Origin of the sequence: Methylomonas sp. MK1 (assembly GCF_000365425.1) — a bacterium.
Taxonomy (GTDB): Bacteria; Pseudomonadota; Gammaproteobacteria; order Methylococcales; family Methylomonadaceae; genus Methylomonas.
Genome location: NZ_AQOV01000002.1, coordinates 640,234 through 651,761, shown reverse-complemented (window position 1 = coordinate 651,761; position 11,528 = coordinate 640,234). Strand labels below are relative to the sequence as shown.

The following is an 11,528-nucleotide window of genomic DNA, read 5'->3' as shown; positions in this document are numbered from 1 at the left end:
CTGATTCTATTTGCCAATCGGCTCTGTGCGAGCCGCGAATATGGCTATCTTTACCTAACAAGGAATGTCATGAAACAGACCATTAGTTTTGTCACACTAGGCGTAGCCGACCTGGAACGAAGCCGGCGTTTCTATCAGGCGCTGGGCTGGCAAGAATCGTCCGGCAGTCAAGAGGAAGTAGCATTTTTTCAGGTCGGGAGCATCGCCTTTGCCCTATTCGGCCGCGAAGCGCTGGCGGACGATGCGAATGTATCGCCGGAGGGATCAGGATTTCCAGGGTTTTCCCTGGCTCACAATGTGCCGTCGGAACAGGACGTTGAGACAACATTGTTAGAAGCGGTTTCCGCCGGTGGCAAGCTGGTTCGTTCCGGCGAAAAAGCCGCTTGGGGTGGCTTCAGAGGCTATTTTGCCGACCCCGACGGTTTCCTTTGGGAGGTGTGCTTCAATCCGTTCTTTCCATTAGACTAACAGGGCTTTGTGCAACTGCCAAAATAACCGATGACTTGAATTTTTATTTATAAACAACTGCAATCATTAATATCCAAAAATAAGGCCATATAACCTCAACAAAATGAAATTTAGAGTTTTTCTCCAAAGACTATCCAGCCCCCGTGTTAGAAGACGATTAAAAATTGGCCTGTCCGTGTGGGGCGTGGCAATTGCAATTAGCCTGATTTTTAAATTTGCTTATGATATTGGTTATTTTAAGGCGCAATCGTTAATAAACGATAAAAACACGGCTACACCTAATACAACCCAGATACTGAGCATAGAATCCGCTCAGCGCATAGTATCCGGGGCTCTAAAAGAAGACCCTGACTATCCAAAGACAATTGTGACCCAAGTTATTGATAACAACCAAAAGCTGGCAACTATTATTGTCGAAAATAACAAGCAAAGAAAAATTGGCTGGATTATTGATATGCGCTTGTTTTTTACCGGCGACTTATTTAATGACAATGGCTATAACTTAACCGAATCTATTGAGCATCAGCATAATATTAGTAGAGGCGAAAACTAATTAGTTATGACGCGCGACTATCGCAAATTAACAGTTTCGGCGCCAGTCATACTATAAATATTGAATTACCTGATTAGCGGAGCCGCTAGTCAGGCTATTGAGAGCCACCGGACAAACTGCTACCATCGGCGGACAATATCCTCATTGACATATCTCTGTGTGATATCCCCGTTACTTCCACACAATATCTCACTGGATTTGAGGACCTAAACATGCCGATTATTGCGTACCAATCCCTTAACTCCAATTCCAGCACGGACCACGGTATCAGCGCATCCAATTCTCAGCATTTTACGAGAATGACGCATGACCAATTGGCTCAGAATTCGGCCCCTTGGAATCTGGTTCTGCCCACCGCTCCCGATATTTCGCCGGACATTCCAGTGCAAGGTCCGGCCGAACTGCGTTCGACAGCGTCGTCCGGATACATGGATAAAGGCCAGCACAGCAACGACAGTTTCTCGAGTATGGTTGCCAATAAGGTCCGGCAAATTTACCAAAACCTGATACGCGCCTTCGGCGGCGTCGATTTACTGGTGTGTGGCGAACTGGATAGCAGCCATTCGGACTGGACATCCATGCAAAGCAACGCCGGGCAATTGATTCATACGTCCTCGCCTGCCAAGGCTTGCAATTGCTTCAGCGTCCATTCTACCAACGGTACGGCCAATAAGTTTTTGGGCGAAGGTGACGGCTGGTTGGCGGTGGCCTGTCACAACATCATCGTGGTATTCGTACACGTGCCCAATTCAATCGCCAAAAGCGAAGATAGCCTGATGAGCTATTACCAGAAAATTAATAGCATGGTGATTCAAGTCGGACTGGGTCCGATTGACGTGGTGATGGGCGATACGAATCAGCCGACTAACGATTTTACTGCCAGGGTGCTTAGTCGAGCGTTGGGCATCAAATTTAGCGACGCCCATCCTGGCGATAGCATAAACCCGTTCGACTCTCATCAACGCAGTTTTGACGGGACCAATAGCACGGCGTCCAAAAAATATGATGTCGCCGTTTATAACACGACCAGTCTAAAACTGGCGGAAGTGATCTACCTCTCGCAATCGACGCCGGTAACCGGCGGCGGCAGATATTCAGCCGCTGTTACCGATCACATGGGTATTGGTTTGAGGATAGAAAAATAATCGGCATTTCGTGTATTTACATTGGTGATAGCGCTCTAGCTTTGCTACCTAGCCACGCAAATGTCCATCCCCATACGCCACCCACTTGTAGGTGGTGAGCTCATCCGGTCCGACCGGGCCGCGCACATGGAGTTTGTCGGTGCTGATACCCACCACCGAGCCCAAACCGTAGTCACCGCCGCCCGACAAACGGGTCGAGGCGTTAATCATCACCGACGCGGAATCCACCTGTTCTTCAAACTGCCGGGCCAGGCTCAAGCTTTGCGTGACAATGCCGTCTGTGTGGCCGGAACCGTAGCGGTTGATGTGGTCTATGCCTTGTTGAATGCCGTCCACGATCTTCACCGACAGAATAGGCGCCAGGTATTCGGTATGCCAATCTTCTTCGGTGGCTAGAACTACGGCGGGCAATAATTTTTGGGTTTGTTCGCAACCGCGCAGTTCAATGCGGTTTTCGGTAAATGCCGTTTGCAACAGCGGCAACAGCTGTCCGGCGCATGCGCTGTCCACCAGCAATGTTTCCAGCGCGTTACAAACCTGCACGCTTTGGCATTTGGAATTCACGGCCAAGGCAACGGCTTGTTCCGGGTCGGCATCGGCGGCGAGATACAGGTGGCAAATGCCGTCGTAATGCTTGATGACCGGAATCCGCGTGCCTTCGGCGATGCGTTTGATCAAGCCTTTACCGCCGCGCGGAATCAACACGTCGATGTATTCGTCCATTTTCAACAGTTCGCCGACCGCCTCGTGGCCGGGCGTGCGGATGATTTGGATTGCATTTTCCGGCAGACCAGCGGCGACCGCGCCGGCAATCATCGCATCGGTGAGTATCGTATTGGTTTTCAGCGCTTCCGAGCCACCACGCAAGATCACCGCATTGCCACTTTTGATGCACACTCCGGCGGCATCGGTGGTGACGTTGGGGCGCGACTCGTAAATAATGCCGATCACGCCGAGCGGCACCGATTTTTTGTACACCCGCAGTCCGGCCGGATTGGTATGGCCGGTCAATATCCGATTCAACGGGTCCGGCAATTGCGCGACTTTTTTCAAGCGCGACAACATGTAATTAAAGGTTTTGTCGTCTATCGTCAGCCGCTTGACCATCGCGTCCGTTTGCCCTTCGTCGCGAGCTTTGACGATTTCCTGGGCGTTGACGTCCAACACCTGTTGCCTGACCGACTCCAGCGCCTCGGCCATTTTCGCCAACGCCAGATTACGCGTCGATTCAGAGGCTGATGCTAGTTGGCGAGATGCAGCGCGACTTTGTTGGGCGATGGTTTGGATGGGGTTGGTAGTCATGTTTTTTAGTTTGATTTTGAGACGATTGAGATTGAACAGATTAATCTTAGCGCTCTAAACTAACGGCGCGGAATACGGTTAGCATTTACATTCCTAGGTAACACCTTCCTATCCACAATCACCCAGTTCCCGTTCGCGTCAATGCTAACAGTTACGCGTACCGGTAGCGAAGGACAACATTTACCCTCTATTCCTTCCGGGTCATCGTCTAATCCCTCGAGAACGATACTGTTGTCCGTATTTCCGACAAGTTTTGGGAAATTTCTTGAAGGAAAGCCGCCAAACTGAACAGCAGGCGAAGATTTTGTCGAATCCACAAGAAAACGTCCGTTAGGACTAATTGTTACCAATGCAACATAGTTTTGAATTGAACCTGAGCCACCGAGGCAACCAATATCTCCAGACCATAGAACAGCATATTTCGCGCTGTCTTGGTCCTCGACAGTTTTAAATGGACTAAGGGCCGCAACGTGCTTAGTTGTTGTAACTGCGTCACATGCAATGGAGTCGATATATTTCTTTGCGGACTGAACGACGCGGCTAGTGATCTCGACTTCAGCGAGTGGTTTCTTCGCGAAACACACCAAAGGAAATGCCGTTAGAAGAGCTATAAAAGAAAGCACGCGATAATTCATATTTGTGATTCCCAATCAGAACAAGGGTGTGGTGGATTTACTAACCGCACCAATCGCGAACGATGCGGTGCACATTATTTACCGCATCCTACTGACTATAAAAGCTCTCAAATTCCTTGAAAGCAAGTGAAAGAGCGATAACCTCAATGGCCGTAACAAAAAACATTGCAATTGATAACACGGCATTTTCAATGTCAGTAGCGTTTTCACGCCAAAGCATTGTAATAATAAAATTAAAAAATAGCGGAAACAAACAGACTATGGCAAACATGTTAAAACCATTACCGCGGGTAATAACCCAAGACCATTTTAAACTCACTTTTTTGTCGATTGCGATAGCGGGAAACACCAAGCTTAGCCTTGCAGTTATATATCCGCCTACAACATGAGAAAATAGTTTTATCCAAAACTTTACATCCTCCAGGCCAATCGAGGGCAAGTTCCTGTTAAACATAAACAACGTACTCATAAAAACAATTGCTTCGACAAGACTCACGACTATAAATACCTGAAAAAGCATCCCTAAAAACTTAGCCGATCGCACACCCATTCTGAAGTCAAAGTTGTTATATACCTTAAAATCACTTACAAGAACCAGACGATGACATATTATTGCAAGCCAGGACAAACCAATACCAAGTACACCCATAGACAACAAAGCCAATGGAAATCCAATATTATTAGCGTACTTAAATATCAATGCAGAATAAACTAATAAAATAAAAGTTGGCAGCGAAATTACATTGAAGAATGCTTTCTTAGTTATCCAAGCTATTTTTAGGGTATTCAGAACAATTGGCCAAGCCTGAAGTTTAAATTCCAAGGTCATTTTTAGTCTTCCATAAATCTTAATAAACGGTTTTATAGTTATTGACTATCTTTCAGCTTCCAATGTTATATGACAATTTAGACCGAACAAATGAGTCAAAAAACTACAGTCGCTCAGAAACATAAGGATCGATAACCACATCGCATCTAAAACGCTGAGATAAAAGCATAGACATCCCTTTCCGATTTGACAGAAAAAGCGCTAATCTCTCCGACGCACCAGCAGGTCTAATGCCAGATACCGCACCCGCACACCCTCATCCAAAACCACTTTAAAAGCCAAATGCTTTATCATTGGGCCAGGACACGCACGGAACCCGCATAATTACAATGAATAACACTCCGCAACCCACCGCCAAAGCTTTGATTTCTCCCGTTATTTTATTCGCCGCCACCCTGTTTATCAGCGCCACGCTGATGTTCGTGTTGCAGCCGATGTTCGGCAAGCTGTTGCTGCCGCTGTTAGGCGGCACGCCGGCGGTGTGGAACACCTGCATGGTGTTTTACCAAACGCTGCTGTTTCTGGGCTACTTATATGCGCATTGGTTGAGTTCGCGGCTGGGCAGTCAAAGGCAGATTCAGATTCATACCGCTTTGCTGGTTTTCAGCGTGATTGCGCTGCCGGTAGCGCTGCCGCCGGATTCCGCACCGCCGACCGACGGCGACCCGACTTTGTGGCTGGTCTGGACCTTATTCCTGGCAATCGGCCTGCCCTTTTTCGTGGTCTCCACCACCGCGCCGCTGTTGCAAAAATGGTTTTCGCATAGCGGTCATCATAGTAGCGACGATCCTTACTATTTATATGCCGCCAGCAACGCCGGCAGTTTGCTGGCTTTGTTGAGCTATCCATTCCTGATCGAGCCTAACCTGGGTTTGGCCAATCAAAGACTGATTTGGAGCGGCGGCTATATTGGCTTGTGCGCGTTGATTGTCGTTTGCGCAGTCAGCTTCTGGCGCAGCCAAGCCGATAACGCAGACGACGAAGTATTAAGCGATGCCGGCATCGAACCGCCGTCGACGCTGCAACAACTGCGCTGGCTGGCGCTGGCTTTCGTACCGTCCAGCTTGCTACTGGGCTTGACGCAGTTCATTAGCACCGATATCGCCGCCGTACCCTTGCTGTGGATCGTGCCACTGACCTTGTATTTGCTGACCTTCATCCTGGTGTTCAGCACCTGGGCCGAGCGCATCCGGCCTTGGATGCTGGCTGCACAACCGGCAGTATTGACGGTATTCATCGCTTATTCCTTCATCAATCCCGCCACCCTGCCCTATTGGTTGGACTTGATTCTGCACTTGCTGGCCTTCTTCCTGGCGGTGATGGTTTGCCACGGCGAACTGGCTAAAAGCCGCCCGCATCCGCAATATCTGACTCGCTTTTATCTGGTGATGTCGTTTGCCGGCATGCTGGGCGGTTTGTTCAATACCTTCGTCGCGCCGTTTATCTTTAATGCGGTGTACGAGTATCCCATCATGATCGTCGCCGCCTTGCTGCTGCGTCCCGGCTTTTTCGAGGGCAAATGGTTTTTGCAGCCGATTTTTCCGGTGTTGTTATTAATCATCGGCCTGACGGTTTATTTCACTACCGAGCAGCTGTTCGATTACCTGGACTTAATCGGCGGCGCGCTGATTCTGTTGGCCGGCTTGAGTTATTCGCTACGGCATAGCCCCATCGGTTTGGGCGCGTTGACGGGGGTGATTTTGTTGTTCACGCTGGGCTTGCATAGTATGGCTTCCAACACCATTTACCAGGAACGCAGCTTTTTTGGCGTGATGTCGGTGCGCGATACCGTCATCCCCGATGAAAACCAACGGCCGGAAACCGTCCGCGAGTTATATCACGGCACCACCAAACACGGTGCGCAACGCTTGACCGCCGCCAACGTCACCACGCCGTTAACCTATTACAGCCGCCCCGGCCCCATCGGCCAAGTGTTTGCGGAGTTTGACGGCGAAAATCGGCATTGGCACATCGGCGCGGTGGGTTTGGGCGCCGGTGCACTGGCCTGCTATAACAAGGAAGGCCAACTTTGGAAATTCTATGAAATCGACCCGCTGGTAGTGGAAGTGGCGCAAAACCCGGCCTGGTTTACCTATCTAAGCCGCTGCAACAAGCAGGCGGAAATGATCGTCGGCGACGCCCGGCAATCGCTGCTGAAGGAAGCCGATGGCAGCTTCGATTTATTGATTATGGACGCCTTCAGCTCCGACGCGGTACCCACGCATCTGCTGACGCGCGAGGCTTTGCAGCTATACTTTAGCAAGCTGAAAGACAACGGTTTACTGGCTTTTCATATCACCAACCGCCATCTGGCCTTGAAAAAAGTCATGGCCGACCATGTCAATCAATTGCATCTGGCGGCCTTGTTGCAGGAATTTAAACCGGAAACCGATGTCCCTCTAGTCATCGCCACCGACTGGGTGGTGATCGCAAAACAGCCCGAGCGCCTGCAACGCTTGCAGCAAAGCCGGCTCGGGCATTGGCAGAAACTGCCGCTGACGTTTGGTCTGCAACCCTGGACCGACGACTTCACTCATATTATTGGCATTTGGAAATAGGATAGGACATGCTCATTACGGACCTTGCCCAGCGTTGCGACGCCACCGCCCAGGGCGGCGACTCGACAACCTTTATTAATTCTGCGGCGGACATCATGTCCGCCCTTCCCCATCAAGTCACCGTCCTCAGCGACGGTAAATACAAAAAATATCTAAAAGACTCCAAGGCTTCGGCCTGTTTTATCGCCGAGCAACTGGTAGACGGCGAAATCCCGGAAAACCTGACATTGCTAGTCTGTAAAGACCCGGAGATCAGCTTTTTAAATGCGGTTAAGTTGCTACATCCGGAACCGGTGTTTAAACGCCAGGTGTCCGAACATGCGGTTTTGGCCGACACCTCCACACTGGGTTATGACGTACACGTTGGCCCGTTCGCCACGGTTGGTCAACAAAGCAGCATCGGCGACAGCAGCACCATCGAAGCCGGCGCCCGTATCGGCAATCATGTAATGATCGGCAAACACTGCCATATCCATCCTAACGCGGTGATTTACGACCACAGCATCATCGGCAATAACGTGATCATTCATGCCGGCGCAGTCATCGGTGCCGACGGCTTTGGCTATAAATTCCGGGACAATCAGCACGTCAAAGTACCGCACGTCGGCTACGTGGAAATTGCCGACAATGTCGAAATCGGCGCCAACACCTGCATCGACCGCGGCGCACTGGGCGCGACCAAGATTGGTTGGGGCAGCAAGATCGACAATCTGGTGCAATTGGGTCACAACAATATCGTTGGCCGCAACGTGATTATATGCGGCCAGTCCGGTATTTCCGGCTCCTGCATCATCGAAGACGGCGCGATTCTGGCCGGCAGCACCGGCGTGGCCGACCATGTCAAGATCGGCGCGCGCGCGGTGGTGATGGCCCGTAGCGGCATCTCCGGCGACATCGATCCCGGTGCGCAAGTGTTCGGCAGCCCAGCCAAAGACCGCAAAGTGGCTTGGAAGGAGTTGGCAGCGCTGGCCAAATTGCCGGAACTGATGCAAAAATTTAAAGCGCTGGAAGCGCGGGTTCTCAAGCTGGAAGAGTAAGCCAGTTTGTAAGGGCAATTTTCTATACAACTCAACAGGATCAGATCATGAACGACAAACAACGGGTTGCCGAACACGCGGCGCAGCAAGTCAAGGCGGACATGATAGTGGGACTGGGTACCGGTTCGACGGCCAATTTTTTCATAGAAGCACTCGCACGTCGGCAAAATGAGGAGGGCCTTAAGTTCAAGGTGGTTTCCAGTTCGGTCGTCAGCGCTATTAAGGCCAAACAACTGGGCTTGCCCCTACTTGGCATAGAACATATCGACGGTCTGGATTTATATGTCGATGGCGCCGACGAAGTGACTCCCGACCTGACTTTGCTGAAAGGCCGCGGTTACGATCTGGTCCGCGAGAAGTTATTGGCCAAGGCCGCCGACTCGTTTCTTGTGCTGATCGATGCCAGCAAGAAAGTCAAACGCGTAGGCGAGAATTTCCCGATTCCCATAGAAGTTAGTCCGTTTGCCTGGCGGCTGGTGCAGCAAAGCGTCGCGAAGATTGGTGGCCATGGCGCATTGCGGCAAACCGCGAATCAGGACGGCCTGGTGGTTACCTCGCACGGCAGTCTGGTGCTGGACGTGGCCTTCGAATCGACTCTGGACGGCAACACCCTGAACGATCAGCTGAATGCAATTCCGGGCATTGTCGAACACGGGATATTTTGCGGCCTGACCCGTGCAGTATTTTGCGGACATGATGGGCAAGTGGACGAACAATGGGCTTGAGAGTAAAGCCAGTGTCCTCTCCCCATCGAAGCATTCGCTCAAGAGCCCCTAGAACACCCGTCATCCTCGCGAATGCGGGGATCCAGTCTTTTGATTGTTCTGGATTCCCGCATTCGCGGGAACGACAGGATTAGGCTTTTTAAGGAACCGTCCAACATATTGAGCCCCCATCGACTCACCTTTATCCCACCGCTTTTGTGGTAGAAGCCGGCTAAACAGTTGGTACATAATCGTCGCATTCGGCTTTTACGCAAATGAGTCTCGCAGTTTCAACGACCCAGCGTCGTGAAAACCTGGCGCCGCAAAACGCCGCCGACAGCCCAAGCACCGGAGCTTATCCGGCCGAAATCAAGAGGAGAACCGCATGTCACAATTAGAAAAAAACCAAGAAGCGCCTTTTTTTAGATCCGCCAATCAAGACAATAAATTGATTTATCTTTCCGATTACAAAGATGAAAAAAATGTGGTGTTGTACTTCTACCCCAAAGACGACACCCCCGGTTGCACCATCGAAGCCAACGACTTCACCGCGCTAGCCGGCGAATTCGACGCCCAAGACACCGTGATCATCGGCGTCAGCAAAGACGATTGCCAAAGCCACCGCGACTTCATCGCCAAGTACGGCCTGAACGTACAACTGCTGGCCGATACCTCCGGCGACCTCTGCGAAGCTTACGGCGTTTGGCAGGAAGTGGAAAAAGAAGGCGTGAAAAAATGGAAAATTGTGCGCTCGACTTTCATCATCGGCAAAGACGGCAAGCTGATCGAAGCCATGTATGGCGTTAACCATGAAGGACATGCGCAGGCGGTGTTGGATATTATCAAGGGTTTGAATGCACCAGCTGAGGCATAACCCGACGACAAAGATTTACCCAGCTTAAGGGCGTATATGGTGCGGTGATCTCACAAACCGCACCGCTTACAACCGACGTTAAAGCGTCTTTGCGTAAAGCGCTTCACTTAATGGATGTCCGGTGAACGCAGAGGATGTGCGCTCTTTGGCGGTGCAAGTAAATCCGCAACCAGTATAGGTAGCTTCGGCTGGCGAATTACCTTTGATGCACCAAAGTTCGATACGGGAAAAACCCAAACAGGATGATTCGGCAACCGAATGATCCACTAGCGCTGAAAATCTTGGAAACGGAGCGTTAGCGAAGTGAAGATTTTTAGTCCCCGATAGCCGTAGCGCCGGGCGGGTTTTCGCAGCGAAGCGGAGAAAACCTGCAAGGCATCGCGACACGGCGTTAAGTCATGCGAGAGCCTAAGTTTCGACCCCTTGTTGGGTCGGAACGAGGTGACGCGGACGAATCGGGGCGCCGCAGGCATAAGCGGTCGCGTAGTTTTTGCCGATTTTTTCCTGCTGGGAAGCTCGAAAAAATCTTTCGGCAAAAATAGCGACTCCCCGACTTTTTCCCAAACCCCTGACGCCAATAAGCAGGCGATACATTAAGCGCCCAAAGTTCAATAGTCAGTTCCTGTGTCGGATAACGCGGCGCGCCGATAATTGAAAACCCAAGCGTATTGCCTTCGTCCTCGGCGACGAACACCATGAATTCCTTTGTTGGCTTACTTAGCCGTTCTGCTAGCAAATCCAGATTTGCTGAAGGATCTAAAGCTTCCAAATACTCCTGCGGCATGAAGGGCTGATAAGCGGCTCGCCAAGCATCCACGCGAATTTGACCAATTGCGCTGGCATCGGCAGGAGTTGCTAGACGTATCGACATATGCGAAATAAGGAATCTGGTTTTTGTTTGTCCAACTATCTGTACATGCAGATGAATCCTGTTCGTCGCGAATGGTATGTTCCCAATAACGCCGTTGCCAGATAGATACACTGCCGTCATGACGTTTGCCGACACCGATACCCTGGCCAGTCAACGCCTGAGTCAACAGCGATTTGATCGATTACCTGGTTCCCAAGCTCCTGCTTGGGAACTCTATCTCGGAAGCTCCGCTTCCCGACTCTACTGGAAGCAATAGCTTCCAAGACCAAGGCTCCCAAGCCAGAGCTTGGGAGCCAGTCAAAAATTGCGCCGATACGCCACCATCTCCATTCCTTACGTCGATTGAAGTCAGGCCATCAAGCCTCGATGCAGCGTCAGCGGAATCGAGGGCGTCGGCTTACCGACCACCATACACATATCGGCAATCGAAGGATATTGGCCTTCGAAACCTCGATTCCATCGAGGCTACTCGCTTGGGAACTCTATCTCGGAAGCTCCGCTTCCCGACTCGACTGGAAGCAATAGCTTCCAAGACCAAGGCTCCCAAGCCAG

The 11,528-nt window shown here is 50.9% G+C and carries 11 protein-coding genes; 7 read left to right on the top strand and 4 right to left on the bottom strand.

Annotated elements, in window-relative coordinates:
- Positions 1 to 69: 69 nt before the first annotated feature.
- The 3 genes from G006_RS0119855 (at position 70) to G006_RS0119845 (ending at position 2,166) form a co-directional block, all read left to right on the top strand.
- Complete coding sequence (locus G006_RS0119855) at positions 70 to 468, top strand: VOC family protein (protein ID WP_020484974.1); 399 nt, start codon at positions 70 to 72, stop codon at positions 466 to 468.
- A 103-nt stretch (positions 469 to 571) separates the two neighbouring features.
- The gene (locus G006_RS0119850) at positions 572 to 1,021 is read left to right on the top strand and encodes a hypothetical protein (protein ID WP_026147184.1); all 450 of its coding nucleotides are present in this window, start codon (positions 572 to 574) and stop codon (positions 1,019 to 1,021) included.
- A 212-nt stretch (positions 1,022 to 1,233) separates the two neighbouring features.
- Positions 1,234 to 2,166, top strand: coding sequence for a hypothetical protein (locus G006_RS0119845; protein ID WP_026147183.1), 933 nt, complete (start codon positions 1,234 to 1,236; stop codon positions 2,164 to 2,166).
- A 48-nt stretch (positions 2,167 to 2,214) separates the two neighbouring features.
- Here G006_RS0119845 and G006_RS0119840 read toward each other — a convergent pair whose 3' ends face one another.
- The 3 genes from G006_RS0119840 to G006_RS0119830 all read right to left on the bottom strand — a co-directional run bounded on the left by G006_RS0119840 (position 2,215) and on the right by G006_RS0119830 (position 4,932).
- Positions 2,215 to 3,468 (bottom strand): glutamate-5-semialdehyde dehydrogenase, encoded by a 1,254-nt coding sequence (locus G006_RS0119840; RefSeq protein WP_026147182.1) that lies wholly within the window; start codon positions 3,466 to 3,468, stop codon positions 2,215 to 2,217.
- A 59-nt stretch (positions 3,469 to 3,527) separates the two neighbouring features.
- Positions 3,528 to 4,103: a hypothetical protein gene (locus G006_RS0119835; RefSeq protein WP_020484970.1), complete on the bottom strand. Its 576-nt coding sequence runs from the start codon at positions 4,101 to 4,103 to the stop codon at positions 3,528 to 3,530.
- Between the two features lie 88 nt (positions 4,104 to 4,191).
- Positions 4,192 to 4,932 carry a hypothetical protein gene (locus tag G006_RS0119830; RefSeq protein ID WP_020484969.1) on the bottom strand — a complete coding sequence of 247 codons (741 nt, stop codon included), beginning with the start codon at positions 4,930 to 4,932 and terminating at the stop codon, positions 4,192 to 4,194.
- A gap of 329 nt (positions 4,933 to 5,261) precedes the next feature.
- Here G006_RS0119830 and G006_RS0119825 point away from each other — a divergent pair, with 329 nt between their 5' ends.
- The 4 genes from G006_RS0119825 (at position 5,262) to G006_RS0119810 (ending at position 10,105) form a co-directional block, all read left to right on the top strand.
- The gene (locus tag G006_RS0119825; RefSeq protein ID WP_020484968.1) at positions 5,262 to 7,490 is read left to right on the top strand and encodes a spermidine synthase; all 2,229 of its coding nucleotides are present in this window, start codon (positions 5,262 to 5,264) and stop codon (positions 7,488 to 7,490) included.
- A gap of 8 nt (positions 7,491 to 7,498) precedes the next feature.
- The gene (gene lpxD / locus G006_RS0119820) at positions 7,499 to 8,527 is read left to right on the top strand and encodes a UDP-3-O-(3-hydroxymyristoyl)glucosamine N-acyltransferase (protein WP_020484967.1); all 1,029 of its coding nucleotides are present in this window, start codon (positions 7,499 to 7,501) and stop codon (positions 8,525 to 8,527) included.
- Positions 8,528 to 8,574: 47 nt separating this feature from the next.
- Positions 8,575 to 9,252 (top strand): ribose-5-phosphate isomerase RpiA, encoded by a 678-nt coding sequence (gene rpiA / locus G006_RS0119815; RefSeq protein ID WP_020484966.1) that lies wholly within the window; start codon positions 8,575 to 8,577, stop codon positions 9,250 to 9,252.
- 364 nt (positions 9,253 to 9,616) lie between these two features.
- Positions 9,617 to 10,105, top strand: coding sequence for a peroxiredoxin (locus G006_RS0119810; protein WP_020484965.1), 489 nt, complete (start codon positions 9,617 to 9,619; stop codon positions 10,103 to 10,105).
- A 391-nt stretch (positions 10,106 to 10,496) separates the two neighbouring features.
- Here G006_RS0119810 and G006_RS28145 read toward each other — a convergent pair whose 3' ends face one another.
- The gene (locus tag G006_RS28145) at positions 10,497 to 11,096 is read right to left on the bottom strand and encodes a GNAT family N-acetyltransferase (RefSeq protein ID WP_020484964.1); all 600 of its coding nucleotides are present in this window, start codon (positions 11,094 to 11,096) and stop codon (positions 10,497 to 10,499) included.
- Between the last annotated feature and the right edge of the window lie 432 nt (positions 11,097 to 11,528).

What these genes read in the sequence shown, in the direction of transcription:
- G006_RS0119840 (WP_026147182.1), bottom strand. Translation starts at nt 3,468, where the DNA reads ATGACTACCAACCCCATCCAAACCATCGCCCAACAAAGTCGCGCTGCA.
- G006_RS28145 (WP_020484964.1), bottom strand. Translation starts at nt 11,096, where the DNA reads ATGACGGCAGTGTATCTATCTGGCAACGGCGTTATTGGGAACATACCA.
- rpiA (WP_020484966.1), top strand. Translation starts at nt 8,575, where the DNA reads ATGAACGACAAACAACGGGTTGCCGAACACGCGGCGCAGCAAGTCAAG.
- G006_RS0119835 (WP_020484970.1), bottom strand. Translation starts at nt 4,103, where the DNA reads ATGAATTATCGCGTGCTTTCTTTTATAGCTCTTCTAACGGCATTTCCT.
- G006_RS0119830 (WP_020484969.1), bottom strand. Translation starts at nt 4,932, where the DNA reads ATGACCTTGGAATTTAAACTTCAGGCTTGGCCAATTGTTCTGAATACC.
- G006_RS0119810 (WP_020484965.1), top strand. Translation starts at nt 9,617, where the DNA reads ATGTCACAATTAGAAAAAAACCAAGAAGCGCCTTTTTTTAGATCCGCC.
- G006_RS0119845 (WP_026147183.1), top strand. Translation starts at nt 1,234, where the DNA reads ATGCCGATTATTGCGTACCAATCCCTTAACTCCAATTCCAGCACGGAC.
- G006_RS0119850 (WP_026147184.1), top strand. Translation starts at nt 572, where the DNA reads ATGAAATTTAGAGTTTTTCTCCAAAGACTATCCAGCCCCCGTGTTAGA.
- G006_RS0119825 (WP_020484968.1), top strand. Translation starts at nt 5,262, where the DNA reads ATGAATAACACTCCGCAACCCACCGCCAAAGCTTTGATTTCTCCCGTT.
- lpxD (WP_020484967.1), top strand. Translation starts at nt 7,499, where the DNA reads ATGCTCATTACGGACCTTGCCCAGCGTTGCGACGCCACCGCCCAGGGC.
- G006_RS0119855 (WP_020484974.1), top strand. Translation starts at nt 70, where the DNA reads ATGAAACAGACCATTAGTTTTGTCACACTAGGCGTAGCCGACCTGGAA.